General features: G+C 71.1%; 20 protein-coding genes. 6 read left to right on the top strand and 14 right to left on the bottom strand.

Annotation, left to right across the window (positions count from 1 at the left end):
• Positions 1-3: 3 nt before the first annotated feature.
• The 3 genes from ACFWJB_RS22100 to ACFWJB_RS22090 all read right to left on the bottom strand — a co-directional run bounded on the left by ACFWJB_RS22100 (position 4) and on the right by ACFWJB_RS22090 (position 5,915).
• A complete protein-coding gene (locus tag ACFWJB_RS22100) occupies positions 4-4,875 on the bottom strand; it encodes a hypothetical protein (protein WP_385458734.1) in 4,872 nt (1,623 codons plus the stop codon).
• Between the two features lie 73 nt (positions 4,876-4,948).
• A complete protein-coding gene (locus tag ACFWJB_RS22095; RefSeq protein ID WP_385458732.1) occupies positions 4,949-5,494 on the bottom strand; it encodes a hypothetical protein in 546 nt (181 codons plus the stop codon).
• Between the two features lie 58 nt (positions 5,495-5,552).
• Entirely contained in the window at positions 5,553-5,915 is a 363-nt protein-coding gene (locus ACFWJB_RS22090; protein WP_385458730.1) for an ArsR/SmtB family transcription factor, read from the bottom strand.
• Between the two features lie 83 nt (positions 5,916-5,998).
• Here ACFWJB_RS22090 and ACFWJB_RS22085 point away from each other — a divergent pair, with 83 nt between their 5' ends.
• From ACFWJB_RS22085 to ACFWJB_RS22070, 4 genes are all read left to right on the top strand, one after another.
• Positions 5,999-7,912, top strand: coding sequence for a heavy metal translocating P-type ATPase (locus tag ACFWJB_RS22085; protein ID WP_386924197.1), 1,914 nt, complete (start codon positions 5,999-6,001; stop codon positions 7,910-7,912).
• 67 nt (positions 7,913-7,979) lie between these two features.
• On the top strand, positions 7,980-9,455 hold the full coding sequence (locus ACFWJB_RS22080; protein WP_386924252.1) for an AlkA N-terminal domain-containing protein: 1,476 nt from the start codon (positions 7,980-7,982) through the stop codon (positions 9,453-9,455).
• A gap of 26 nt (positions 9,456-9,481) precedes the next feature.
• Positions 9,482-9,973: a methylated-DNA--[protein]-cysteine S-methyltransferase gene (locus tag ACFWJB_RS22075; RefSeq protein WP_385458726.1), complete on the top strand. Its 492-nt coding sequence runs from the start codon at positions 9,482-9,484 to the stop codon at positions 9,971-9,973.
• Positions 9,974-10,158: 185 nt separating this feature from the next.
• Positions 10,159-11,010, top strand: coding sequence for an LLM class flavin-dependent oxidoreductase (locus ACFWJB_RS22070; protein WP_386924194.1), 852 nt, complete (start codon positions 10,159-10,161; stop codon positions 11,008-11,010).
• Positions 11,011-11,022: 12 nt separating this feature from the next.
• Here ACFWJB_RS22070 and ACFWJB_RS22065 read toward each other — a convergent pair whose 3' ends face one another.
• The gene (locus tag ACFWJB_RS22065; protein WP_386924192.1) at positions 11,023-11,517 is read right to left on the bottom strand and encodes an NUDIX domain-containing protein; all 495 of its coding nucleotides are present in this window, start codon (positions 11,515-11,517) and stop codon (positions 11,023-11,025) included.
• A gap of 152 nt (positions 11,518-11,669) precedes the next feature.
• Here ACFWJB_RS22065 and ACFWJB_RS22060 point away from each other — a divergent pair, with 152 nt between their 5' ends.
• Positions 11,670-12,806 carry a glycerate kinase gene (locus ACFWJB_RS22060; protein ID WP_386924250.1) on the top strand — a complete coding sequence of 379 codons (1,137 nt, stop codon included), beginning with the start codon at positions 11,670-11,672 and terminating at the stop codon, positions 12,804-12,806.
• 241 nt (positions 12,807-13,047) lie between these two features.
• On the opposite strand, the gene pssA is transcribed toward ACFWJB_RS22060, so the two are convergent.
• From pssA to ACFWJB_RS22015, 9 genes are all read right to left on the bottom strand, one after another.
• Complete coding sequence (pssA, locus tag ACFWJB_RS22055; protein WP_189868702.1) at positions 13,048-13,866, bottom strand: CDP-diacylglycerol--serine O-phosphatidyltransferase; 819 nt, start codon at positions 13,864-13,866, stop codon at positions 13,048-13,050.
• 22 nt (positions 13,867-13,888) lie between these two features.
• Complete coding sequence (locus ACFWJB_RS22050; RefSeq protein ID WP_385458787.1) at positions 13,889-14,545, bottom strand: phosphatidylserine decarboxylase; 657 nt, start codon at positions 14,543-14,545, stop codon at positions 13,889-13,891.
• A 170-nt stretch (positions 14,546-14,715) separates the two neighbouring features.
• Positions 14,716-15,921: an acyl-CoA dehydrogenase family protein gene (locus ACFWJB_RS22045; protein WP_385458720.1), complete on the bottom strand. Its 1,206-nt coding sequence runs from the start codon at positions 15,919-15,921 to the stop codon at positions 14,716-14,718.
• Complete coding sequence (locus ACFWJB_RS22040) at positions 15,922-16,434, bottom strand: MaoC family dehydratase (protein ID WP_385458718.1); 513 nt, start codon at positions 16,432-16,434, stop codon at positions 15,922-15,924.
• A gap of 5 nt (positions 16,435-16,439) precedes the next feature.
• A complete protein-coding gene (locus ACFWJB_RS22035) occupies positions 16,440-17,402 on the bottom strand; it encodes a CoA ester lyase (protein ID WP_350722995.1) in 963 nt (320 codons plus the stop codon).
• Positions 17,399-19,426 carry a protein meaA gene (locus ACFWJB_RS22030; RefSeq protein ID WP_386924189.1) on the bottom strand — a complete coding sequence of 676 codons (2,028 nt, stop codon included), beginning with the start codon at positions 19,424-19,426 and terminating at the stop codon, positions 17,399-17,401. The genes ACFWJB_RS22035 and ACFWJB_RS22030 overlap by 4 nt, the downstream gene beginning before the upstream one ends.
• 10 nt (positions 19,427-19,436) lie before the next feature.
• The gene (ccrA, locus tag ACFWJB_RS22025) at positions 19,437-20,780 is read right to left on the bottom strand and encodes a crotonyl-CoA carboxylase/reductase (protein WP_386924187.1); all 1,344 of its coding nucleotides are present in this window, start codon (positions 20,778-20,780) and stop codon (positions 19,437-19,439) included.
• A 323-nt stretch (positions 20,781-21,103) separates the two neighbouring features.
• Positions 21,104-21,916, bottom strand: coding sequence for a TetR family transcriptional regulator (locus ACFWJB_RS22020; RefSeq protein ID WP_385458711.1), 813 nt, complete (start codon positions 21,914-21,916; stop codon positions 21,104-21,106).
• Between the two features lie 139 nt (positions 21,917-22,055).
• A complete protein-coding gene (locus ACFWJB_RS22015) occupies positions 22,056-23,861 on the bottom strand; it encodes a 3-hydroxyacyl-CoA dehydrogenase family protein (RefSeq protein WP_385458709.1) in 1,806 nt (601 codons plus the stop codon).
• A gap of 376 nt (positions 23,862-24,237) precedes the next feature.
• Here ACFWJB_RS22015 and ACFWJB_RS22010 point away from each other — a divergent pair, with 376 nt between their 5' ends.
• Positions 24,238-24,831, top strand: coding sequence for an adenylosuccinate lyase (locus ACFWJB_RS22010; protein WP_385458707.1), 594 nt, complete (start codon positions 24,238-24,240; stop codon positions 24,829-24,831).
• A gap of 19 nt (positions 24,832-24,850) precedes the next feature.
• On the opposite strand, the gene ACFWJB_RS22005 is transcribed toward ACFWJB_RS22010, so the two are convergent.
• Positions 24,851-25,378 carry a GNAT family N-acetyltransferase gene (locus ACFWJB_RS22005; protein ID WP_386924184.1) on the bottom strand — a complete coding sequence of 176 codons (528 nt, stop codon included), beginning with the start codon at positions 25,376-25,378 and terminating at the stop codon, positions 24,851-24,853.
• Positions 25,379-25,416: the final 38 nt, after the last annotated feature.

Here is a 25,416-nt window from a genome sequence, read left to right as displayed (position 1 = left end):
GCCTTACGGGCCGGGGTGTTCCTTGACTCCTTCACTCACCACCGCGAACTGCCCGTTCGCGGCGCTCTCGAGACGGAAGCCAAGACGCAGCAGCAGGCCACGCAACTTGCCACCGGCCAGAACTCTGGCGTAGCTCTGACGCCCGAACGTCTCCTGCAACAGAGCTCCCAGGCGGAGCGAGGTGATCGCGTCACCGTCGGGGTCCTCCAAGAGCATGGAGCGGATCAGGAAACGGTATGCATCTTCCTCGTCATGGCGAGCCATCTCCTTGGCACGGCTGAGAATGCCGGCGGACGCCGCCGACACCGACGTCCGCACGGGGGCGGAGTGCTCGGCCCGGGGTTGTGGTGACTGCGGGCGGGTCATGTCGGGGCGCTGGGGCACCACGGTGGCTCGTGCCGCCGGTGTCGGCGCGGCCGAAACGGAGTTCGAGCGGGGCGCCGGAACCGGGCGGTGGCTCACGGCGGCGGGCGAAGCGAAGTCCACCGACCAAGCTCGCAATCCCTCGTAGCTGAAGCCCAGATAAAACTCGACCAGCTGGTTGATGTCGCTGTGGCGCCGGAACTTGTCCTTGGGGACGAAGAACGCGGCCATACGCCCGTCCCCGACCGTGATCCAGCCGGACTGTGGGCCCTCGATCTCCTTAATGACGCCCGTCATACGCAGCAACTTGTCGGAGTGCTCCCACAGCTCCGGCTCCGGCCTGCGCTCACCCAACTCAGTGAAATGCACCAGACGAGGAGGCGAAAGCCTGCCGTCCTCCGTGGGAGCACCGACACCCACCCACTCGTAGCTGTACTGGCGACGCCCGTCCCTCGCCAGTCGTTTGGAGTCGGTGAGGTAGCGTTCGACCTCCTGCTGGTTCTGCTCCTCATTGCGCAACCAGCGCATGAAGCGCAGCACATACAGGTAGTAGTGAGCCTCTTGGCTGGTGCTGCGGTAGTCAGCGAGCACGGCGAAGCGCTGCAGTGCCTCCAGCTCGTCGTACTCCTCCAGTTTCCGGTAGCAGCGGAACCAGGTCCGCATGTCACTGTCGCTCAGGTCGCCACGGTTGTCGAAGACGGAGTCGTACAACTCCACCACCGACCGGAAGGCCTCGGATGCCGTCGAGTTCAGTTCCTGCTGTTGCTCTCGGAAGAACGCGCGGGCTAGGACGAGTGCGGCGCCCGAGTGGCTGCGCGATTCGGTGACCAGGGAGCGCCACTGGCTGACCAGGCTCGCGATGTTGCCATGCAGGGTCTGGAGTTGACGCTCGCAGGTGTTGTGGTAGCTGCTCCTTCGGTGCCCGGGCAAGGCCATGTCGAGCTGGTCCAGCAACCCCTCAGCGGTGCGGAGTTGTTCGTCCGCCCATCCGCCGACGTCTCCGCCTTGGCGCACCAGGTCCAGAAAGTTTTCGTACGGCGAGATGCGGACCATGTGGTTCAGCACGTCGACGATCATCTGGACCGGCGTCACGTAGGAGTGTTCGTCCTCCGAGTCGAGCCGGCGGCCGTCGGCGAAGGCATCGAGTGCGCCTTGGTAGATGTCGTGGGTGGTATCAAGGGCTTCCTGTGTCCGTCCCGTGTCGGACGCCTCCTGGGCGAGTAGGTGCTTGACCCACAGACGGCGCACCATGCCGAGGGAGTGGAAGTGGAGGGAGTCCTTGCGCCCGGACAGTTCGATGGCCTTCAGGAGGTACTCCTGGGCGTCCGGATAGCCGTACTTCATCTCGTGGATGTGGTACCGGCCCATGTGGTTCCAGAAATGCGGCTCAGAGGGGCACTTACGGGTCAGTTCCTTGAAGATGCGGTATGCCTCGTCACGCACCGGCACCTGGTGGATGAGTTCCGCGAAGCGTGCGGCCGAGGGCGACGAGCCCCCCGACCACTGATTGCGCCGGATGAAGAGGTCCTGGAGGATGCGTCGGGTCTGTGCGTTGTCGGAACCGAGGTGCCCGCACACTTTGCCGATGAACTCGACAGCGGTGTCGGCGAGTCGTGACTCCCAGCGCCGCTCGCCCTCGGGCTCCAGAGCGGCTGCCAGCACATGCTCGGCGACGAAAGGGTGCAGGAGTCGCAATTCACCGTGATCGTCCACGACGAGGTGCCGCAGGTCCTCGCCGAGCACCGTCCGCAGGTCTTCCTGGTAGTCGGCGTTCGAGGCGGCGAGATCCCCCCACTTGCCGGTGAGCCATCGACGCACGAGAGGGTAGGGCAGGCCGTTCTGGGCGTAACGGGTGACAAGGGCGAGGTACTTGGCTACGCGGAGGCGGCGCTCGTCGAGATGGTGCAGATGACTCTCGACGTACCCCCGTGTACCGGCGAAGTCGGTGGCGAAGGCGGAGAGCCCGAAGAAGAAGGGCGACAACTGCTGGCTGGGCACGTTGCCCGGCCGGAGGCCGTTGACGGCCGCCCGGGCGCGGTCGTCCCTCGCACGGACGATGAAACTCTGCCGGAACTCCGACGCCTCTCCGGGCGACATGGGATCCATCAAATGATACTTGTGGTGGCCGGGGACCCGACGATTCGTGCGCGTCACCCAGAGCACGACGGCGGGAGTGTTCCACTGGTGCAGACGGTGGTAGAGGTTCTCGCGCTCGCTCTGCGTGAGGTCGGCGGTCTCCGTGACCACGAGCACCGAGCGTCCGGTGCGGCGGTAGATGTCGTCGATCCGTTCCACCGTGTCCTGGCTGTACCGGCGTACCAGGACGACCGGGTAGTCACGGTGCAGGCCCCATGCGATCCGCCGCGCCAGCGTCGTGCCACCCGCTCCCGGCGAGTGGAACAGCTCGAGTGTGGCCGAACCCTGTTTTTGCAGGACGGCTGTGATGTCCGTAGAGAGTTCCGCCTGGATGTCCCGCGGTACGTCCAGCCCTTGATCGAGGTCCAGCCAGTTCGCCGGGCGGCCGCGCCAGAACTCGTCGACCGGCTCGTCCTTGAGCTGAGCGCTGAGCGTCTGCGAGTGCAGCATCTCCAGGTCGACAGAGAGCCGGGCCAGCTCGTCACGCTCGAAGGAGACGGGGCCGTCCTTGCCCGGCATGGTCGCCGGCGGGAGCACGCGTGCGATGGTGCGAGCGTCTCCGAGGGCCGAGACGAGGGCGGCGAACCCGGGGCCGTCCACGGCCACCACCATCCGGTCCACCTGCTCGTAGGCCTCCTCGATCACTTCGAGGACCCGATCGGCCCTTTCATCCGAATTCTCGGCCGCGGTCAGACACAGGACGGAGGCGGCCCGGTTCGGACTGAGTTCGCTCTGCCTGTCGAAGAGCCGGCGGATCAGGGGAAGGTGCTGTCGGCGCCAGTCCCGGAACGTGTCCGCCCGCTGCTCCCCGAGCCGTCCCCAGCCGTCGGCCATAAGCCAGGGCACCACCCCTCGGCCGGGTGTCACCGCCACGTCGTTGAGACCGAACCGGAGGATCTGGTGGTCGACGGCCTCAGGGTGCGCCAGTCCGGCCAGACCGCTGATCTCGCTCTCCGGGTTCAGGTCGACGACCGCTGACCAGCGCTGCGCGGCCAGGTGAGCCATGGCGGGGTGCAGGACATCGTTCTCCACTACGAGGAACCGGTCGAAGCCGTTGGCCGCGCCCGAGGCGGTGAAGAGTTTCAGTCGCTGGACCAGCTCGGCGGGGACCGGAGCATTCGGCGACGACAGCGGCGCTCCCTGCACCGATGAGGGGGCTCGGGCCGGTACGGAGGATGCCTGCCGAGCGGGGCGCTGCTCCAGCACCTCGAACCACATGGCCTCGTGATACTCGGTCAGGATGAGTTTGGCCGTCCAGGCAGCCAGGTTGTACGCAGTGATCCGCTCCGGGTCCGCCATGGCCTTTGAGGCGTAGTTCAGTGCCGCGCCGAGCCGAGCCAGTAAGTACTGATAGTCCAGGGAGTCCTTGCGATTCGGCTGGTGTTCCCGCATGGCGCTCTCCGCCCCACGCCGGATACTCCTCGCGACTTCCACGAACAGCTCGTCGTCGACCTCGAGGATGCCGTTCGCGTCGACTTCGTCCAGCTCCAAAAGCACCTGCGAGGACATCCGGCGGTTGCGGCGTGCCTGGACAGTGAGCAGGGCGGCGGTCTCGAGGTACGCCTGGTCGTACAGCAAGGGAGTGGGCGAGGACCAGTTGACGTCGATGAGCCAGTAGTTTCCCCGGTGTTGCCGGGTGCGGTCGAGCAGGATGTTGCGCAAGTGCAGGTCACCGTGACAGACCCCCAGCAGGGCGATGTCGTCCCGCCGGGTCAGCTCGTTCTCCTCTGCGAGGAGGGACAGCGGGTCGGGCAGCACCTGGCCCGAGAAGTGGAACCAGGGGCCGTCGGCCCCGGCCAGTTGACGGGCCTCTCGCAAGGCCCTGCCCCGCCCGCTGCTGAGGAAACCGGCACCGAGCCACGCTTCCAGGACCTCCAGGGCTGTCATCACCTTCCGCCCCGTCGAACTCACGAGCTGCGCAGCGAGGAGGTCGTGGCTGACGGTTTCACACGCTGCCCGGAACTGTGCGCTGCCCGCAACCTCGGCGGCATGCACTCCCCGCAGACCGCCGCCGGCGATCTCGTACAGGTCGATGGCGAAAAGGTCGTCCTCAGCGCTCAACACCAGCTTCGGGACGTGCTGCTCGGCGAAGACGTCCAGAGAGTTGAGGAAATGTTCGTGTGCAGTACTCTGCCGCTCGATGCCCCTCAGAGGGGTAGTTTTCACGATGTACTGTCCGTCGAGGCCAGCGCTCCCGCCGCCCGCAACATCGCACTTGGCGACCGACGCCTCCGTGTAACCCCCTGCCAGGTCCTCCATGAACTCGATCGACGCGCCTGGTCCCAGTCGCGAGTGGATGAGTTTCCTGACACGCTCCTGCACCGTGAGCGTGAGCGAGTTGACGGCATCGTCGCCGTGCTCGGTGGTGTACGTCACGCAGGCCAGATTAGCGGGCAGACGAAGTCGAGGGAGGGCTATCGAAGGGCTGGTGCGCGGCGTGACCGGTTCGTCAGGAGGTCTCGGTGACCTTGAGGTCGGCGCGCATGGTGTCGCGTAGACCGTGGAGCAGGACCCGTGCAGTTTCGACGTGCGACCGGAGCGACGAAAGAGACTCGCCGTCACGGACCGAGCCCTGCTCGAGCCGCTTCAGGATGCCGTAGATCTGGTTGAGCTCGGCGTTCGTCGCACGCGCGGCGGCCATTACTGCGTCCGGGACGATCATCTGCGCCTCGGCGTAGCAGTTCCGGTAAGAGGCGCGCCGCTCTTCCAGCAAGTCGGCGCCCTGAGTGGAGCCGGGCGCTGATTCCCACGCGTGAGCACGGTCGCGTAGAGCCGTGAGGTACTGCCGGGCCGCCGCGTTCAGCGCGACGTAGGCCGTGCGCCGGGCGGTCAGCATCGCGAGGTGGGCCTGTTCGTCGTGGGTGGCCCGGCGTTGCTGCTCCGCGTGGGTCAATTCCCGCTGCCGCGTACGGTCGTTGCTCCACTGTGTGAGCCACGTGGCAGCGAGCGTTCCGCTGACGCCAATCACCGCGATGAGCAGGGCGTTGGTGGACATGCCGGCCTACCTTCGGGTCGGGGCGCCGGGGATCGGAGGGTCCCCCGTGCGCCGGGTGTCACTCCGCGGCGTCGCTGATCCCGAGCCGCAGGTGCTCCACGTGGTAGACGGCCTGGTCCAGCAGCTCGGCGACGTGGTGGTCGTGCAGCGCGTACACCACCGACCGGCCGCGCCGCTCACCCACCACGAGTCCCAGGTTCCGCAGCAGGCGCAGCTGGTGGGAGCAGGCCGACTGCTCCATGCCGACCTCCGCCGCCAACTCGGTGGCGGGCAGCGGCCCTTCGCGCAGCCGGGCGAGGATCAGCAGCCGGGAGGGCGTGGACAGGGCCTGGAGCGTGGTGGCGACCTTGGCGACGTTGTCCGCGTCCAGGCGCACGCGCTCGGCTGCGTCCTGCGCGGTGGTGGCGGCTCCATGACCCATGCCGGTCATCCTACGCACCCACCCGTACGTCCGAACGGATGAAAGAATGAACGAGTCTTCATGTGTTCCTGTATGGTGGCCGCGTGTCCACCGCCCTGGCTCCCACTCCCGTCTCCGCGCCCGCCCGGCCGGCGCCCGCCCGCCGCACCCGCGTCCTCGCCCTGCCCGAGGCGCGCTGGGCCCTCGCGTCGCTGCTCGCGTTCCTCGCGGCGCTCGCCGCGGACCTCGGCGGCGCCCCCGCCTGGACGCACGGCCCGCTGTACGCCGTCGCCTACGCCGCCGGTGGCTGGGAGCCCGCACGGGAGGGCCTGCGGGCCCTGCGCGAGAAGACCCTGGACGTCGACCTGCTCATGATCGTCGCGGCACTCGGCGCCGCGGCCATCGGGCAGGTCCTCGACGGCGCCTTGCTGATCGTCATCTTCGCCACCTCCGGCGCCCTGGAGGCCCTGGCCACCGTCCGTACCGCCGACTCCGTGCGCGGCCTGCTCGACCTCGCGCCCACCACCGCGACCCGGCTCACCGGGGACCGCGAGGAGACCGTCCCGGCCGCCGCGCTCGCCGTCGGTGACCTGATCCTGGTCCGGCCCGGCGAGCGGATCGGCGCCGACGGTTCGGTGGCCGACGGCACCGGCGAGGTCGACCAGGCCACCGTCACCGGCGAGTCCCTCCCGGTCCTCAAGCGCCCCGGCGACGACGTCTTCGCCGGCACCCTGAACGGCACCGGCGCCCTGCGCGTCCGCGTCGGCCGCGACCCCGCCGACTCGGTGATCGCCCGGATCGTCACCCTGGTCGAGGAGGCGTCCCGCACCAAGGCGCCCACGCAGCTCTTCGTCGAGAGGATCGAGCAGCGCTACGCGGTCGGCGTGGTCGCCGCCACCCTCGCGGTCTTCGGCGTCCCCCTCGCCTTCGGCGCCGGGCTCACGGACGCCCTGCTGCGCGCCATGACCTTCATGATCGTCGCTTCGCCCTGCGCGGTCGTCCTCGCCACGATGCCGCCCCTGCTGTCCGCCATCGCCAACGCCGGCCGCCACGGCGTCCTCGTGAAGTCGGCGGTCGCGATGGAACGCCTCGGCGAGATCGACGCCGCCGCCCTCGACAAGACCGGCACCCTCACCGAGGGCACCCCCGAGGTGACCGCCGTGCGCCCCCTGCCCGGCTCCGGCCTCGACGAGGACGCGCTCCTCGCGCTGGCCGCCGCCGCCGAGCACCCCAGCGAGCACCCGCTGGCCCGCGCGATCGTCGCCGCCGCCCGCACCCGCGGCCTGCGCGTCGCACCCGCCCAGGACTTCACCGCGGCCCCGGGGCTCGGCGTCACGGCGGTCGTCGACGGCCACGAGGTGCACGTCGGCCGCGCCGAGGCACCCCAGGGCGCGGAGACCACCGTCCGCGTCACCCGCGACGGCACCCCGCTCGGCACCCTCGCCCTCACCGACCGCCTGCGCGCCGACGCCGCCGCGGCCACCGCCGCGCTCACCGCCCTCACCGGCACCGCCCCCGCCCTGCTCACCGGCGACAACGCGCAGGCCGCCGCCCGCGTGGCCGGCGCGACCGGCATCACCGACGTCCGCGCCGGCCTGCTGCCCGACGGCAAGGTCGAGGCCGTACGGGAGCGGGAGCGGGCCGGCCGCAAGGTGCTCTTCGTCGGCGACGGGGTCAACGACGCGCCCGCCCTCGCCGCGGCCCACGCCGGGATCGCCATGGGCCGCGCCGGCAACGACCTGGCCCTGGAGACGGCGGACGCGGTCGTGGTCCGCGACGAGCTGACCGCCGTGCCCGCGGTCGTCGCCCTGTCCCGGCGCGCCCGCGCACTGGTACGGCAGAACCTGGTGATCGCGGGCACCTTCATCACCGCGCTGGTCCTGTGGGACCTGGCCGGCCACCTCCCGCTGCCGCTCGGCGTCGCCGGGCACGAGGGCTCGACCGTGCTGGTCGGCCTCAACGGGCTCCGGCTGCTGCGCGAGTCCGCCTGGCGAACCGGAGAAGTCCAGCGAGCGTGAGGTCCATGTCGGATTCTCGCCAGCCCCGGCCCGCCCGGTGGACCATCCTGGACCCATGCAGACGGGAATGCACACCGACACCGAGCGCTGCGTGCGCGCCGTCCAGTCCAAGGACGCGCGCTTCGACGGCTGGTTCTTCACCGCCGTCCTGACCACCCGCATCTACTGCCGGCCCAGCTGCCCCGTGGTGCCGCCCAAGCCCGCGAACATGACCTTCTACCCGAGCGCCGCGGCCTGCCAGCAGGCCGGCTTCCGGGCGTGCAAACGCTGCCGCCCGGACACCAGCCCCGGCAGCCCGGAGTGGAACCAGCGTGCCGACCTCACCGCCCGCGCCATGCGTCTGATCGCCGACGGCGTCGTGGACCGCGAGGGCGTCCCCGGCCTCGCCGCCCGGCTCGGCTACAGCACCCGGCAGATCGAACGCCAGCTGCTCGCCGAGCTGGGCGCCGGCCCCCTCGCCCTCGCCCGCGCGCAGCGCGCCCAGACCGCCCGGCTGCTCATCGAGACGACCTCGCTGCCGATGGCGGACGTCGCCTTCGCGGCCGGCTTCTCCTCCGTCCGCACCTTCAACGACACCGTCCGCGAGGTCTTCGCGCTCGCCCCGGGCGAACTGCGCGCCCGCCGCGCCCCCAGGGACCGGCCGGCCGGGCCCCCCGGCGGCGCGCTGACCCTCCGCCTCCCCTTCCGGGCACCCCTCAACCCCGACAACCTCTTCGGCCACCTCGCCGCCACCGCCGTACCCGGCGTGGAGGAGTGGCGGGCGGGCGCGTACCGCCGCACCCTGCGCCTGCCCCACGGGCACGGCGTCGTGACCCTCACCCCCACCCCCGACCACATCGCCTGCCGCCTCACCCTCACCGACCTGCGCGACCTGACCGTCGCCATCAGCCGGTGCCGCCGCCTGCTCGACCTGGACGCCGACCCGACGGCCGTCGACGACCGGCTGCGCGCCGACCCGCTGCTCGCGCCGCTCGTCGACAAGGCCCCGGGCCGCCGCGTCCCGCGCACGGTCGACGAGGCGGAGTTCGCCGTACGGGCCGTCCTGGGCCAGCAGGTCTCCACCGCCGCCGCCCGCACCCACGCCGCCCGCCTGGTCACGGCACACGGCGACCCGGTGGACGACCCCGAGGGCGGCCTGACCCACCTCTTCCCGTCGACACCGGCCCTGGCGGAGGTGGACCCGGACACGCTGGCGATGCCCCGCACCCGTCGCGCCACCTTCACCACCCTCGTCCGCCACCTCGCCGCCGGCTCGCTGGGCCTCGGCGTCGAGGCCGACCGGGCGGAGGCCCGCGCCCGCCTCCTCGCCCTCCCCGGCTTCGGCCCGTGGACCGCCGACGTCATCGCGATGCGCGCCCTCGGCGACCCCGACGCCTTCCTCCCCACCGACCTCGGCATCCGCCGTGCCGCCCGCGACCTCGGGCTGCCCTCCACCCCGGCGGCGCTCACCGCCCGCGCGGCGGCCTGGCGGCCCTGGCGGGCGTACGCGGTCCAGTACCTGTGGGCGACCGACAGCCACCCGATCAACTTCCTGCCCGTATGAGCCCCGCCGGCGCCCGAGGAACGCCCGTGAAACAGCACACCGTGATCGACAGCCCGTACGGCCCGCTCACCCTGGTCGCCGAGGACGGCGTCCTGTGCGGCCTCTACATGACCGACCAGCGCCACCGCCCGCCGGAGGAGACGTTCGGCACCCGTGACGAACGGCCCTTCGCCGCGGCCGAGGAACAGCTCGAGGCCTACTTCGCGGGCGGCCTGTCGGACTTCACCCTCGACCTGCGCCTGAACGGCACCCCCTTCCAGCGCACGGTCTGGGACCAGCTCCGCAGGATCCCCTACGGCGAGACCCGCACCTACGGCGAACTCGCCGCCGCCCTCGGCAACCCCACCGCCTCCCGCGCCGTCGGCCTCGCCAACGGCCGCAACCCGATCGGCATCGTCGTCCCCTGCCACCGCGTCATCGGCGCGAGCGGCAGCCTCACCGGCTACGGCGGCGGCCTGGAACGCAAGCAGCGGCTGCTGGACTTCGAGCGCGGGAAGGCGGGGTCGGCACTGTTCTAGGGACGGGCCGGGCACGGCTGGAAAAGGCGTTGCCGGTGCCCGGCGGGGCGGGTTAGCCTCGCGGCACTTCAAGGATCACGCTCTCTCGAACGATGCCGCAGAACGGGAGCAGGCCCGCGCACAGCACTGCGGAGCCAGGAGGGGCGGCGCCACTGTCAGGCATGCCCTCTCCGAAGGACTCTCCCATGAAGATCGGCCTCGGCCTCCCCATCGACGATCCCGCCCTGCTGCTGACCTGGGCCCGGCGCGCCGACGCGGGCCCGTTCAGCACGCTCGGCCTGCTCGACCGCCTCGTCTACGGCAACCCGGAGCCCCTGGTGACCCTCGCGGCCCTCGCGGGCGCCACCTCCCGCGTCCGCGTGCAGACCGAGGTGCTGATCGCGCCGGTGCACGGCACCGCGCTCCTCGCCAAGCAGACCGCCACCCTCGACCGGCTGTCGGGCGGCCGCTTCACCCTCGGCATCGGCGTCGGCGGCCGGGCGGACGACTGCCTCGCCGCCGGCATCGACATCCGCCGCCGCGGCCGCCGCCTCGACGAGCAGATGGCCACGCTCCGCCGCCTCTGGGCGGGCGAGCCGTACAGCGAGGAGGTGGGCACCATCGGCCCGTGCCCCGTCACGCCCGGCGGCCCCGAGGTCCTGTTCGGCGGCTTCGCCCCGGCCGCCCTCGAGAGGGTCGGCCGCTTCGGCGACGGCTTCCTCGGCGCCGCGCTGCCCCCCGCGCACATGGACGGCCTGTTCCGCGACGTCGAGGCGGTCTGGCGCAGGCACGGCCGTCCCGGCCGGCCGCGGCTGGTGGCCCAGGCGAGCGTCGCCCTCGGCCCCGAGGACACGGCGGACCGGGCCCGGCGCGCCCTGGGCGACTACTACGCCTTCACCGGCCGCGCCGAGTACATGACGAAGGGCCTGCTCACCACCGCCCGGGAGATCCGCGCGGCCGTCGACGCCTTCCACGGCATAGGCGCCGACGAGGTCGTCCTCTACTGCTGGGCCCCGGACGCCGACCAGGTCGACCGGCTCGCCGGCGCCCTGTTCTGACCCGTCGGCCGCCTACCGGCCGACCCGTACCCCGTTCTCCAGCTCGGCGGTGCCCGTGCCGTCCTCCAGTACGTCCAGGGCGGCCAGGACCCGTCCGTGCAGCGAGCCGAGGAGGTGGTCGGCCAGGCCGGCGCGCGGCACCAGGCGCCAGGACAGCAGTTCCTCCTCCTGGAGGCGGACCGTCTTCAGGAGGTCGACGCCGAGGACCCCGCCGTCGTAGATGTACGACACCAGCGGCGGCCGGCCGACACCCGGCACCCAGTCCACCGCGAGCAGCCGGCCGGGGACGACGTCCAGCCCGATCTCCTCCAGGGTCTCGCGCCGGGCGCCCTGGCGCGGGGTCTCACCGTCGTCCGACTCGATCGTGCCGCCCGGCAGGGTCCAGCCGTCCCGGTAGTTCGGCTCCACGAGCAGCACGCTGCCCGCGGCGTCCCGGAACAGCACGGCGGCACCGGCGAGCACCCGGGGGAGTCCGGCGATGTACGTGGCGTAGTCGAGCGTCGTCATCCTGGCAGGGTATGTCCGTCCGGCGGGGCGTTCCACGGTGCGGGCGGGGCATGACGGCGACGGCGTGCTCCGGTTATGGTCGCAGCGGCGCGACTGCCTTGACGTGCGCAAGGCTCGGAGAGCAAGGGGAGAGCAAGGTGGCTGACGCTGGAGTGGACGGGGCCCGCCGGGTGCTCGTCGCCGCGGACAAGTTCAAGGGTTCGCTGACGGCCGTCGAGGTCGCCGAGCGGGTCGGGGCCGGGCTGCGCCGTGTCGTGCCGGACATCGCCGTCGAGGCGCTTCCGGTCGCCGACGGCGGCGACGGCACCGTGGCCGCGGCGGTCGCGGCCGGGTTCGAGCGCCTGGAGGCGCGGGTCGCCGGACCCCTCGGTGACGAGGTGACGGCGGCGTTCGCGCTCCGCGGCGACACCGCGGTGGTGGAGATGGCCGAGGCGAGCGGGCTGGCGCGGCTGCCGGCCGGCGTCCCGGCCCCGCTGACCGCCTCCACGTACGGTTCGGGCGAGCTGCTGCGAGCCGCGCTGGACGCGGGCGCGCGGACGATCGTGTTCGGGGTCGGCGGCAGCGCCACCACGGACGGCGGCGCGGGCATGCTGTCCGCGCTGGGCGCGCGGTTCCTGCGCGCGGACGGCGAGCCGGTGGCGCCGGGCGGCGGAGGTCTGGCCGACGTCGCCTCGGCCGATCTGTCCGGCCTGGACCCGCGGCTCGCGGAGGTCGAGTTGGTGCTCGCGAGCGACGTGGACAATCCGCTGACCGGCCCCAAGGGCGCCGCGGCCGTCTACGGCCCGCAGAAGGGTGCCTCCCCGCAGGACGTGGAGACGCTGGACGCGGCCCTCGCGCACTTCGCGAAGGTGCTGGAGGGCACGGTCGGGGCGCGGGCCGCCGAGTACGCGGCCTCACCGGGAGCGGGGGCCGCGGGCGGCATCGGCTACGGCGCGCTGCTGCTCGGGGCGCGGTTCCGGGCCGGCATCGAGGTGATGCTGGACGTGCTGGGCTTCGCGCCGGCGCTGGAGCGGGCCGATCTCGTGATCACGGGGGAGGGCTCGCTGGACGAGCAGACCCTGCACGGGAAGGCGCCGGCCGGTGTCGCGGCGGCGGCCCGCGCCGCGGGCAAGGACGTCGTCGCGGTGTGCGGGCGGCTGGCGCTGCCGGCGGAGGCGCTGGGGCGGGCCGGGATCCGGCGGGCGTACCCGCTGACGGACGTGGAGCCGGACGTGGCGAAGTGCATCGCGGACGCGGGGCCCATTTTGGAGCGGGTCGCGGAGCGGATTGCCGGGGACTTCCTGACGTAGGCGAGTCCCGCCCCCCGGGGCTGCCGCCCCGGACCCCCGCTTTCGGCCCTTAACGGGCCTCGTCCTCAATCGCCGGACGGGCTGAGTGTCTCACCTGTACCCCGACCGAGTCGGGTGGTGGGTGGGCACAGGCCCGGGGGTCTGGGGGCGGAGCCCCCAGCGAGGCCCGCACCGACACCGGGCACCGGGCAAACGAAAGGGCCCCGAACCCAACCAGGTCCGGGGCCCTCCCAACGCGCCGCTACGGCAGCTGTGCCGCCCGTGCCTCCCGCCGGTTGTCGCGGAAGTTGTTCACCCGCCGTGCCGTGGCGAACAGCGGGATCACCGCGCCCATCACCAGCTGCAGCGCACATCCCGTCTGCAGCAGCAGCTGCCCGCTCGGCGCGTCGAACGCCCAGGCGGCCAGGAGGCCCATCGACAGGACGATCCACGACAGCATCGCCACCGCGAGGCGCCCCCGCGGCTTCGGGTACTCGACCCGGCTCACCATCAGCCAGGCCGTACCGATGATGGCCAGGAGCGTCGCCACGAAGGGCAGCTCGAGCAGCACGATCGAGACGACCGTCAGCGCACCGAACGGCGAGGGCATGCCCTGGAAGGTGCCGTCCTTCACGGTGACGCAGGAGAATCTCGCGAGCCGCAGCACCACCGCCAGCAGCACCACGATCGCGCCCACCGCGGCGACCCGCTGGTAGGCGTCGTGCGCGACCATCCCGTAGACCAGGACGAAGTACGCGGGCGCCAGCCCGAAGCTGATCAGGTCGGACAGGTTGTCCAGCTCGGCGCCCATCGGCGAGCTGCGCAGCTTGCGCGCCACGAGCCCGTCGAACAGGTCGAAGATCGCCGCGCAGAGCATCAGGATGACCGCGGTGGCCGCGCTGTGCCGGGCCATGCCCGACTCCTCGCTGCCCGTCAGGTGCGGGATCAGGATGCCGGTGGTGGTGAAGTACACCGCCATGAAGCCGCACGTGGCGTTGCCGAGCGTGAGGGTGTCCGCTATCGACAGGCGCAGCGAGAGAGGCATCTCCTCCTCGTCGTCCACCTCGTCGGCCTCGGGCACCCAGCCGGCCTGGGTCTGTGGATCAATCACGGTCAATGCGAGTCACCCCAGCCACCGTCTTCTGCCCCACCTCGACCGCGACCTCCACGCCTTCCGGCAGGTACAGGTCGACACGCGAGCCGAAGCGGATGAGGCCGACCCGGTCGCCCTGCTCGACCTTCGTGCCGCGCGGCACGTAAGGGACGATGCGGCGGGCCACCGCGCCGGCGATCTGGATCATCTCGATGTCGCCGAGCTCGGTGTCGAAGTGCCACACCACCCGCTCGTTGTTCTCGCTCTCCTTGTTGAAGGCGGGAACGAAGCCACCGGGGATGTGCTCGACCGACGTGACCGTGCCCGACAGCGGAGCGCGGTTGACGTGGACGTTGAGCGGGCTCATGAAGATCGCGACGCGGGTGCGGCCGTCCTTCCACGGCATGATGCTCTGCACCACACCGTCGGCGGGCGAGATGACCCGGCCCCGGGTGATCTCGCGCTCGGGGTCGCGGAAGAACCACAGCATCCCCGCCGCGAGCGCGGTGGCGGGAACGGCGACGGCCTTGGCCACGCCCGAGCGGCGGGCGCGGACCAGGCTGACGGCTGCGGTGGCGACGGTCGGCAGAAGCCACGGCGATGCTCCGCGCGCGAGGCGTACGCCGGCGAGGCTGTCGCGAGGTGCAGAGGTTTGGCTGTGGGGCATGGATGACCTTCGTAGCGGATGATGCCGCGCATTGACGGGGGACGGCGGCTTTCCGGCGATCGTAGCGGCTATCAGCCGCAACTGGGTAAGCCAGGAAGCCGAGTCGGCGGCCGAAGAGTGCCTACGGGGTGTGACCTTCTTCTCCAAGAAAACACCCCGTATCCGGACATCTAACCCTGGAACCGATACTCTTCGAGCAGCCTGCGACCGATGATCATTTTCTGGATCTCGGCGGTGCCTTCACCGATCAGCAGCATCGGAGCCTCGCGGTAGAGCCGCTCGATCTCGTACTCCTTGGAGAAGCCGTAGCCGCCGTGGATCCGGAAGGCGTCCTCCACGACCTCCTTGCAGTACTCGGAGGCGAGGTACTTGGCCATCCCCGCTTCCAGGTCGTTTCGTTCGCCCGAGTCCTTTTTGCGTGCAGCGTTCACCATCATCGCATGCGCCGCCTCCACCTTGGTAGCCATCTCGGCCAGCTTGAACTGGATGGCCTGGTGCTGGGCGATCTGCTTGCCGAAAGTGTGGCGCTGCTGGGCGTACTGGACACCCAGCTCGAAGGCACGCTGAGCGACGCCGCAACCACGCGCCGCCACATTCACGCGGCCCACCTCGACGCCGTCCATCATTTGGTAAAAACCTCGGCCGGTGACGCCGCCGAGCACCCGGTCGGCGGGAATCCGCAGGCCGTCCATGATGAGCTCGGTCGTGTCGACGCCCTTGTAGCCCATCTTGTCGATCTTGCCGGGGATGGTGAGGCCGGGTCGGACCTCGCCGAAGCCCGGCTCCTTCTCCACCAGGAAGGTCGTCATCGACTTGTGGGGGGCGGTGCCCTCGGGGTGACCCTCGTCACTCTTCACCAGGACGGCCACGAGCGACGACGTGCCGCCGTTGGTCAGCCACATCTTCTGGCCGTTCAGGACGTACTCCTCGCCGTCCTTCACCGCCTTCGAGGAGATCGCCGAGACGTCGGAGCCCAGCGCCGGCTCGGACATCGAGAAGGCGCCCCGGATGTCGCCCGCCGCCATGCGGGGCAGGAAGTGGTCCTTCTGCTCCTGCGTGCCGTGCTGCTTGAGCATGTACGCCACGATGAAGTGCGTGTTGATGATGCCGGACACCGACATCCAGCCGCGGGCGATCTCCTCCACGCACAGGGCGTAGGTCAGGAGCGACTCGCCCAGACCCCCGTACTCCTCCGGGATCATCAGGCCGAACAGGCCCAGCTCCTTCAGCCCGTCGACGATGTCCTGCGGGTACTCGTCCCGGTGCTCCAGCCCGGTCGCGACCGGGATGATCTCCTTGTCCACGAAGTCCCGGACGGTGGAGAGGATCTCCCGCTGGACGTCCGTGAGCCCGTGGGTCTGGGCGAGGCGGCTCATCTACTTCCCCTGTTCCTTCAGGTCGGGGCGGCCCGGCTGCTCGCCGCCGCGCTCCTTGATGTACGTCTCGGTGGGCACCATCACCTTGCGGCGGAAGACACAGACCAGCGTGCCGTCCTGCTTGTAGCCCTTGGTCTCGACGTGGACGATGCCCCGGTCGTTCTTCGACTTCGAGGGCCACTTGTCGAGCACGGTGGTCTGGCCGTAGATCGTGTCCCCGTGGAAGGTGGGCGCCACGTGCTTGAGCGACTCGATCTCCAGGTTGGCGATCGCCTTGCCGGAGATGTCCGGCACGGACATGCCGAGCAGCAGCGAGTAGACGTAGTTGCCCACCACGACGTTCCTGCCGAAGTCCGTCGTCTTCTCGGCGTAGTTCGTGTCCATGTGGAGCGGGTGGTGGTTCATGGTGAGGAGACAGAACAGGTGGTCGTCGTACTCGGTGACCGTCTTGCCGGGCCAGTGCTTGTACGTCGCCCCGACCTCGAACTCCTCGTAGGTGCGTCCGAACTGCATGGTCCTCAGGCCTCCGGGATCTCGAACTTCGACGTGCGCTGCATGCCGGCGGCACGGCCCTTGCCGGAGACGACCAGCGCCATCTTGCGGCTGGCCTCGTCGATCATCTCGTCGCCGAGCATCGCGGAGCCCTTCTTGCCGCCCGCCTCGGACGTGTAGTAGTCGTACGCGTCCAGGATCAGCTCGGCGTGGTCGTAGTCCTCCTGCGACGGCGAGAAGATCTCGTTGGACGCCTCGACCTGGCCCGGGTGCAGCACCCACTTGCCGTCGAAACCGAGCGCCGCGGCGCGCTGGGCGACCGCGCGGTAGCCGTCCACGTTGCGGATCTGGAGGTAGGGGCCGTCGATCGCCTGGAGGTTGTTGGCGCGGGCGGCCATCAGGATCTTCATCAGGATGTAGTGGTAGGCGTCCGCCGGGTAGCCGGGCGGCTGCTCGCCCACGACCAGGGACTTCATGTTGATGGACGCCATGAAGTCGGCCGGGCCGAAGATGATGGTCTCGACCCGCGGGCTCGCCTGCGCGATCTCGTTGACGTTGTTCAGGCCCTGGGCGTTCTCGATCTGCGCCTCGATGCCGATCCGGCCGACCTCGAAGCCCATCGTCTTCTCGATCTGGGTGAGCAGCAGGTCAAGGGCCACGACCTGCTGGGCGTCCTGGACCTTCGGCAGCATGATGCAGTCCAGGTTCGGGCCGGCGCCCTCGACGACCGTCACGACGTCGCGGTACGTCCACTCGGTGGTCCAGTCGTTGACGCGCACGACGCGGGTCTTGCCGGTCCAGTCGCCCTCGTTGAGGAACTTCACGATGGTGTGCCGCGCCTCGGGCTTGGCCAGCGGGGCGCAGGCGTCCTCCAGGTCCAGGAAGACCTGGTCGGCCGGGAGGCCCTGGGCCTTCTCCAGGAAGCGGGGGTTCGAGCCCGGTACAGCCAGGCAGGAACGCCGGGGGCGAAGGCGGTTGACCGTGGTCATGCGGGGACCTCCAGGGGGTCGAGCTTGTTCGCGTTCCGGATCTCGTCGACGATCCGGCCGATGATGCCGGTGATGTCGAAGTCCTTCGGGGTGAAGACCGCGGCCACTCCCGCGGCCCGCAGGTCCTCGGCGTCACCGTTCGGGATGATGCCACCGGCGATCACCGGTATATCCGTGGCACCGGCCACACGGAGCCGTTCGAGCACGTCCGGCACCAGCTGGGCGTGCGAGCCGGAGAGGATGGACAGGCCCACCGCGTGCACGTCCTCGGCGAGGGCGGCGTCCACGATCTGCTCCGGCGTGAGCCGGATGCCCTGGTAGACCACCTCGAAGCCGGCGTCGCGGGCCCGCACGGCGATCTGCTCGGCGCCGTTGGAGTGGCCGTCGAGGCCCGGCTTGCCGACCAGGAACCGCAGCTTGCCGACGCCGAGGTCCTTGGCCGTCAGGTCGACCTTGCGGCGCACCAGGGACAGGGCCGAGCCCTCCTCCGCGGCGACCGCGACCGGCGCCGAGGACACCCCGGTCGGCGCCCGGAACTCGCCGAACACCTCGCGCAGCGCCCCGGCCCACTCACCGGTCGTGACGCCGGCGCGGGCGCACTCCAGGGTGGCCTCCATGAGGTTGTCGGTGCCCTTGGCGGCCTCCTTCAGCTTCTCCAGCGCCTTGCAGGGACGCGGGTGGTTGAAGGGCGGCTGGTAGCGCGTGTCCCGCCAGTGCTGGAGCGAGGCGATGACGCGGGCCTCCACGGCCGGGTCGACCGTCTGTATCGCGGTGTCCAGGTCTGCGGTCAGCGGGTTCGGCTCGGTGCCCTCGAAGGCGTTGACACCGATGATCTTCTCCTCGCCGGACTCGATCCGGGCCCGGCGCTCGGCGTGCGAGGCGACCAGCTGCGACTTGAGGTAGCCGGACTCGACGGCGGCCATCGCGCCGCCCATCTCCTCGATGCGCTCCATCTCGGCGAGCGAATCCCGGACCAGCTCGTCGACCTTCGCCTCGACCACCTTCGAACCGTCGAAGAGGTCGCCGTACTCCAGCAGGTCGCTCTCGTACGCCAGCACCTGCTGGATGCGCAGCGACCACTGCTGGTCCCACGGGCGGGGCAGGCCGAGGGCCTCGTTCCAGGCGGGCAGCTGCACGGCCCGTGCGCGGGCGTCCTTGGAGAGGGTGACCGCCAGCATCTCCAGCACGATCCGCTGGACGTTGTTCTCCGGCTGGGCCTCCGTCAGGCCGAGGGAGTTGACCTGGACGCCGTAGCGGAAGCGGCGGTGCTTGGGGTTCTCGATGCCGTACCGCTCGCGGGTGACGCGGTCCCAGATCCGCCCGAAGGCCCGCATCTTGCACATCTCCTCGACGAAGCGGACGCCCGCGTTCACGAAGAAGGAGATGCGGCCGACGACGTCGCCCATGCGCTCCTCGGGCACCTGACCGCTGTCGCGCACCGCGTCGAGCACGGCGATCGCGGTGGACATGGCGTACGCGATCTCCTGGACCGGCGTGGCGCCCGCCTCCTGCAGGTGGTAGCTGCAGATGTTGATCGGGTTCCACTTCGGGATGTGGGAGACCGTGTACGCGATCATGTCCGTCGTCAGGCGGAGGGACGGCCCCGGCGGGAAGACGTGCGTCCCCCGGGACAGGTACTCCTTGACGATGTCGTTCTGGGTCGTGCCCTGGAGCCGGGTGATGTCCGCACCCTGCTCCTCGGCGACGACCTGGTAGAGCGCCAGCAGCCACATGGCCGTGGCATTGATGGTCATCGAGGTGTTCATCTGCTCCAGGGGGATGTCCTGGAACAGCCGGCGCATGTCACCGAGGTGCGCGACCGGCACGCCGACCCGGCCCACCTCGCCGCGGGCGAGGACGTGGTCGGAGTCGTAGCCGGTCTGGGTCGGCAGGTCGAAGGCGACCGACAGGCCCGTCTGCCCCTTGGCGAGGTTGCGCCGGTACAGCTCGTTGGACGCCTCGGCCGTGGAGTGACCGGCGTACGTGCGCATGAGCCACGGCCGGTCCTTCTGACGCTCAGTCATGCGGCGCTCCTCAGATGTTCCGGAAGCGGTTGATGGCGTCGACGTGCCGCGCGCGCAGCTCCTCGTCGCGCACGCCCAGGCCCTCCTCGGGCGCCAGGCACAGCACGCCGACCTTGCCCTGGTGGAGGTTGCGGTGGACGTCGAACGCGGCCTGGCCGGTGTCCTCGAGGGAGTACACCCTGGAGAGGGTCGGGTGGATCTTGCCCTTGGCGAGGAGGCGGTTGGCCTCCCATGCCTCGCGGTAGTTGGCGAAGTGGGAGCCGATGATGCGCTTCAGCGACATCCACAGGTAGCGGTTGTCGTACTCGTGCATGTAGCCCGAGGTCGAGGCGCAGGTGGTGATGGTGCCGCCCTTGCGGGTGACGAAGACCGAGGCGCCGAAGGTCTCGCGGCCGGGGTGCTCGAAGACGATGTCGATGTCCTCGCCGCCGGTGAGTTCGCGGATGCGCTTGCCGAAGCGCTTCCACTCCTTCGGGTCCTGGGTGTTCTCGTCCTTCCAGAACTTGTAGCCCTCGGCGTTGCGGTCGATGATCGCCTCGGCGCCCATCGAGCGGCAGATGTCCGCCTTCTGGTCGCTGGAGACGACGCAGATCGGGTTGGCGCCGCCGGCCAGGGCGAACTGGGTGGCGTAGGAGCCGAGGCCGCCGCTCGCGCCCCAGATGAGCACGTTGTCGCCCTGCTTCATGCCGGCGCCGTTGCGGGAGACCAGCTGGCGGTAGGCGGTGGAGTTCACCAGACCCGGGGCCGCGGCCTCCTCCCAGCTGAGGTGGCCCGGCTTGGGCATCAGCTGGTTGGACTTGACCAGGGCGATCTCGGCGAGGCCGCCGAAGTTGGTCTCGAAGCCCCAGATGCGCTGCTCGGGGTCGAGCATCGTGTCGTTGTGGCCGTCGGACGACTCCAGCTCGACGGAGAGGCAGTGCGCGACGACCTCGTCGCCGGGCTGCCAGGCGTTGACGCCCGGGCCGGTGCGCAGGACGACGCCGGCCAGGTCGGAGCCGATGATGTGGTACGGCAGGTCGTGGCGCTTGGCGAGGTCGCTGGTGCGGCCGTAGCGCTCCAGGAAGCCGAACGTCGACAGCGGCTCGAAGATCGAGGTCCACACCGAGTTGTAGTTGACCGAGGAGGCCATGACGGCCACCAGGGCCTCGCCGGGGCCCAGCTCGGGCAGCGGCACCTCGTCCAGGTGGATCGACTTGCGCGGGTCCTTGGCGCGGGTCTCCATGCCCGCGAACATCTCCGTCTCGTCCTTGTGCACGGTGATCGCGCGGTACGACTCGGGGAGGGGCAGCGCGGCGATGTCGGCCGGCGTGGATTCGGGCGACTGGATCGCGTCCAGGATGTCCTTCACGGTCACGGTGTTGCCTCCGGCGGTGAGCGCCCTGAGGGAGGGGCGCTGAGGGTTACGTCGGTGCTCTAGAGGGGTGGTGAAAGTGCCTGTGACGCAGGCGCCGGGCGCGCAGGGGATGGGTGCGGGGACAGCCCGGACACCTTCAACGTATGACACCGCGTGTCACCCCGCAAGGCACTGAGTGCCAGAAACTGCACTCAGATGAAATCTTTACGCAACATATGAGCGATGATCGATCGTATGGGGGTTCACGCAGGGTGAAAAAGGGGCGTTGACATGCAAAAACGGCCACCCGGAGGGTGGCCGTCGTCACAGGGTGCAGGAGCCGGTCAGCGCTCCTTGAGCGCCTGCTCGATGGTGCGCATGATCTCGTGCAGCGGGGCGTCGGTCCGCGCGACCGTCACCAGCACCTCGCCCTCCACGGAGGCCGCGGAGGCGGCCGGCCGTGAGGACGCCGTCCCGCGCCCGGCGCCGATGCCCGTGCCGAACGTCCGGCGCACGATCGCGAAGGCGTGGTCGAGCTGCGCCTCCACGTCGCCCTGGCCGCCCGCCCGCAGCCAGCGCCGCAGGACGTGGTTGTGGGCGGTGACCACGGCGGACGCGGCGACCTCCGCCAGCAGCGGGTCGTCGTTGGCGTCGTCGTCGTGCGCGTGCTCGTCGAAGTGGCCGAGCAGGTAGCGGGTGAAGAGGCGCTCGTAGCGGGCCACCGACGCGATCTCCGCCTCGCGCAGGGTGGGCACCTCGCGCGTGAGCTTGTAGCGGGCGACCGAGATCTCCGGCCGGGCCGCGTACATCTTCATGACTTCCTTGATGCCGCGGCACACCGTGTCGAGCGGATGCTCGTGCGCGGGCGCCGCGTTGAGCACCGCCTCGGCGCGGACCAGGGTGTCGTCGTGGTCCGGGAAGATCGCCTCTTCCTTGGAGCGGAAGTGGCGGAAGAAGGTGCGGCGTGCGACGCCGGCCGCGGCCGCGATCTCGTCGACGGTGGTCGCCTCGTAGCCCTTGGTCGCGAACAGCTCCATCGCCGCGGCCGCCAGCTCCCGGCGCATTTTGAGCCGTTGTGCGGCGGCTCGGCTGCCGGCCGCGCTCTCCGGCGCGTCGGGCGTAGCTGGTGTGCGTGAGGACCTGGCGGGCTGGGACATGACCCGAACGTACTGCATGTGCGCAGACTGGTGCGCGTGACCGGGGAATCCCCCGCCCGCGCAGGGCGGGGGAGACCCGGCCGGATCGAGCAGTCCGCCCCAGTCCTCCTCGGGCCGGAACCGGTCGCCGGGACCCGGCTCAGCGGCGGGCATATTCGCGGAAGCCACGGCCCGTCTTGCGGCCGAGGCAGCCCGCGGCCACCAGGTGCTCGAGCAGCGGCGCCGGGGCGAGTCCCGGGTCCCGGAACTCGCGGTGCAGCACCTTCTCGATGGCCAGCGACACGTCGAGCCCCACCACGTCCAGCAGCTCGAAGGGGCCCATCGGGTAGCCGCCGCCCAGCTTCATCGCCGCGTCGATGTCGTCGAGCGTCGCGTAGTGCTCCTGCACCATCTTGACCGCGTTGTTGAGGTACGGGAACAGCAGCGCGTTCACGATGAAGCCGGCCCGGTCGCCGCAGTCCACGGCGTGCTTGCGGACCTTGGCGCAGACCTCGCGGACGGTGGCGTGCACGTCGTCCGCGGTCAGCACCGTACGGACCACCTCGACCAGCTTCATGGCCGGCGCGGGGTTGAAGAAGTGCATGCCGATCACGTCCTGCGGACGCGAGGTGGCGCGGGCGCAGGCGACCACGGGCAGGGACGAGGTGGTGGTGGCCAGCACCGCGCCGGGCTTGCAGACCTTGTCCAGCGTGGCGAAGAGCTGCCGCTTGACCTCCAGGTCCTCCGCGACCGCCTCCACGGCCAGGTCCACGTCGGCGAAGTCGTCGTACGTCCCCGTCGCCGTGATCCGCTCCAGCGTCCCGGCGGCGGCCTCGGCGGTGAGCCTGCCCTTGTCGACGCTGCGCGCCAGGGACTTGCCGATGCGGGCCCTGGCCGTCTGCGCCTTCTCCACGCTGCGGGCGGCGAGGACGACCTGGTACCCGGCCTTGGCGAACACCTCCGCGATGCCGGACGCCATGGTGCCCGAGCCCGCGACCCCCACGGAGCGCACGGGGCGGCCGGCGGCCGGGGTGTCGCTCGCGCGCGGGGTCAGCGCGTCCGGCACCACGACCGCGCTGCCGGGCGCCTCGTAGGTGTAGAAGCCGCGCCCCGCCTTGCGGCCCGTCAGGCCGGCCTCGCTGAGCTGCTTCAGGATGGGCGCGGGGGCGTGCAGACGGTCGTGGGAGGCGGAGTACATGGCCTCCAGGACCGTCCGCGCGGTGTCCACGCCGATCAGGTCGAGCAGCGCCAGCGGCCCCATCGGCAGCCCGCAGCCGAGCCGCATCGCGGCGTCGATGTCCTCGCGCGAGGCGTAGTTCGCCTCGTACATCGCCGCGGCCTGGTTCAGGTAGCCGAACAGCAGCCCGTCGGCCACGAAGCCGGGCCGGTCGCCCACCGCGACGGGCTCCTTGCCCAGGTCGAGGGCGAGATCGGTGACCGCCGTGACGGCGGCCGGTGCGGTCAGCACCGAGGAGACGACCTCGACCAGCTTCATCGCCGGGGCCGGGTTGAAGAAGTGCAGGCCCAGCACCCGCTCGGGACGGGCCGAGTCGGCGGCGAGCCGGGTCACCGACAGGGCGTTGGTGCCGGTCGCCAGGATCGTGCCGGGGCGGACGATCCCGTCCAGCTCCCGGAAGATCTGCTGCTTGATCTCGTACGACTCCGGCGCCACCTCGATGACGAGGTCGGCGTCGGCCGCGGCCCGCAGCTCGGTGGCGGTACGGACCCGGGCGAGGGCGTCGGCGCGCTCCCGCTCGGTCAGGCGTCCGCGCTCCACGGCGCGGGCGGTGGACGCCTCCAGCGCGGCGACGGCCTTCGCGGCCTGCGCCTCGCTGACGTCGATGCCGACCACGTCACGGCCGGCCCGGGCCAGGACCTCGGCGATGCCGGTGCCCATCGTGCCGAGGCCGACGACGGCGACGGTGCGGAGCGGGGACAGAGGGGTGTCGGACTGGGGAGTGGCCATCGCGGGACTCCAGGAATGAGGGTGACGACGGAACGCCCGCGTGCGCCGAGCGGCGCACCGGGGCGTACGGAGTGAGGAGTGCGGGTGTCGACCGGGCTTCTGGCGCACACGCCCGGTGCCGTCCGCAGGGCGTGCACACGCCCGGGCGGCGGCGGGGTCCGACCGGCCCTGTCCCGAGGCCGGGTCGCACTGCGGTGCCTGGGCACCGAACCGACTGATCCGTTCCCGCGACGGCCGCGTCACCAGACCGTCGTGAGGACTGCTGCGGGTGGGTGACCCGCTCGTCTGAGATTAACTCGCGGGTAACGAGCGCGCCAGCCCCCGGTGTTCGTGATGTAGGTCCCACCCGGCGTGTGACCCGCCTAACCTCGGTGTCATGGACGAAGAGTTGCGATCGCTCACGGAACGCTTACGGTCCGAGGCGGCCGCCTCCGGCGCGCGGGACGCCGTGACGGCCTGCGACCGGCTCGCGGCGACCGGGGACCACGACGAACTGGCCGCGGTGCTCACCGCGCCGGGGCAGCCGCTGTGGGCCAGGGAGCTGGCCGCGTTCCGGCTGGGGCTGGCGGGGGACCGGCGGGCCTTCGAGTCCCTCGTGCTGCTCCTCAACCATCGCGACCCGCCGCGCTGCGCCTCGGCCGCGCACGCCCTCGCCCGGCTCGGCGACCCGCGCACCGCCCGCGCCGCCGCCGCCCTCGCCACCAACGAACTGCGCGTCGCCTACGCCCTGCACCCGGTGCGTCTGCTGGTCGAGCTGCGCGCCCCGGAGGCGGTGCCCGCGCTGATCACCACCCTGGAGCGCCGGCTGCGCCCGCACGACCCGTACCGGCGCGTGGCACTCGCCTGTGTCGAGGGCCTCGGCTCGCTCGGTGACGCACGGGCCGCTCCCGTGCTGGAGGACGCCCTCGCGCACCCGGCCCTGGCCGAGGCGGCGGTGCGGGCGCTGGCGCGGATCCCGAGGCAGCGGTGAGCCGTCGGCCGGTGCGCCGTCAGCCGGTGAGCTGCCTGGCGTACCGCACCTCGGGCACGGCGACTCCGTCCACGTCGGACGACTCGGCGGCCCCGTCGGCGTGGAAGCCGGCCCGCTCGTAGAAGCGCCGGGCGCGGGCGTTGCCGTCGAGCACCCACAGCAGCATGCGCGCGTGCCCGGCGGCGGCGCACCGGCGCACCGACTCGCGCAGCAGGGCCTGCCCCACGCCGCCGCCGAGGCGCGCCGGGTCGACGTAGAGGGCGTACAACTCGGCGTCGCCGGTGCGGAGTTCACCCTCCCGGTACGGTCCGTGGCAGGCCCAGCCGACGACGTCGCCGGCATCGTCCTCCGCGACCAGGTTCACCGGGCCGGCCGGAGGCGGGGCGAAGAGCGCACGGCGCCGCTCGGCGTCCTCGGCGACCGAGAGTCCGTCGAGGTAGGACTGCGGCATCAGTCCCCGGTACGCCGACTGCCAGCCCCGGACGCGGATCGCGGACACGCGGTCGCAGTCGGCGAGCGTCATCTCCCGCACGCGCGGCCCGCTCACGGGGCGACGACCGAGGCGGTCATGACCAGTTCACTCAT

The sequence above is a fragment of the Streptomyces sp. NPDC127100 genome (assembly GCF_042724095.1).
Lineage (GTDB): Bacteria > Actinomycetota > Actinomycetes > Streptomycetales > Streptomycetaceae > Streptomyces.
The sequence above is the reverse complement of the archived record's forward strand: the minus strand, read 5'-3'. Positions and strand labels throughout refer to the sequence as shown.

What these genes read in the sequence shown, in the direction of transcription:
- ACFWJB_RS22095 (WP_385458732.1), bottom strand. Translation starts at nt 5,494, where the DNA reads ATGTCCACCAACGCCCTGCTCATCGCGGTGATTGGCGTCAGCGGAACG.
- ACFWJB_RS22090 (WP_385458730.1), bottom strand. Translation starts at nt 5,915, where the DNA reads ATGGGTCATGGAGCCGCCACCACCGCGCAGGACGCAGCCGAGCGCGTG.
- ACFWJB_RS22080 (WP_386924252.1), top strand. Translation starts at nt 7,980, where the DNA reads ATGCACACCGACACCGAGCGCTGCGTGCGCGCCGTCCAGTCCAAGGAC.
- ACFWJB_RS22070 (WP_386924194.1), top strand. Translation starts at nt 10,159, where the DNA reads ATGAAGATCGGCCTCGGCCTCCCCATCGACGATCCCGCCCTGCTGCTG.
- ACFWJB_RS22065 (WP_386924192.1), bottom strand. Translation starts at nt 11,517, where the DNA reads ATGACGACGCTCGACTACGCCACGTACATCGCCGGACTCCCCCGGGTG.
- ACFWJB_RS22050 (WP_385458787.1), bottom strand. Translation starts at nt 14,545, where the DNA reads ATGCCCCACAGCCAAACCTCTGCACCTCGCGACAGCCTCGCCGGCGTA.
- ACFWJB_RS22045 (WP_385458720.1), bottom strand. Translation starts at nt 15,921, where the DNA reads ATGAGCCGCCTCGCCCAGACCCACGGGCTCACGGACGTCCAGCGGGAG.
- ACFWJB_RS22040 (WP_385458718.1), bottom strand. Translation starts at nt 16,434, where the DNA reads ATGCAGTTCGGACGCACCTACGAGGAGTTCGAGGTCGGGGCGACGTAC.
- ACFWJB_RS22035 (WP_350722995.1), bottom strand. Translation starts at nt 17,402, where the DNA reads ATGACCACGGTCAACCGCCTTCGCCCCCGGCGTTCCTGCCTGGCTGTA.
- ACFWJB_RS22030 (WP_386924189.1), bottom strand. Translation starts at nt 19,426, where the DNA reads ATGACTGAGCGTCAGAAGGACCGGCCGTGGCTCATGCGCACGTACGCC.
- ACFWJB_RS22020 (WP_385458711.1), bottom strand. Translation starts at nt 21,916, where the DNA reads ATGTCCCAGCCCGCCAGGTCCTCACGCACACCAGCTACGCCCGACGCG.
- ACFWJB_RS22015 (WP_385458709.1), bottom strand. Translation starts at nt 23,861, where the DNA reads ATGGCCACTCCCCAGTCCGACACCCCTCTGTCCCCGCTCCGCACCGTC.
- ACFWJB_RS22010 (WP_385458707.1), top strand. Translation starts at nt 24,238, where the DNA reads ATGGACGAAGAGTTGCGATCGCTCACGGAACGCTTACGGTCCGAGGCG.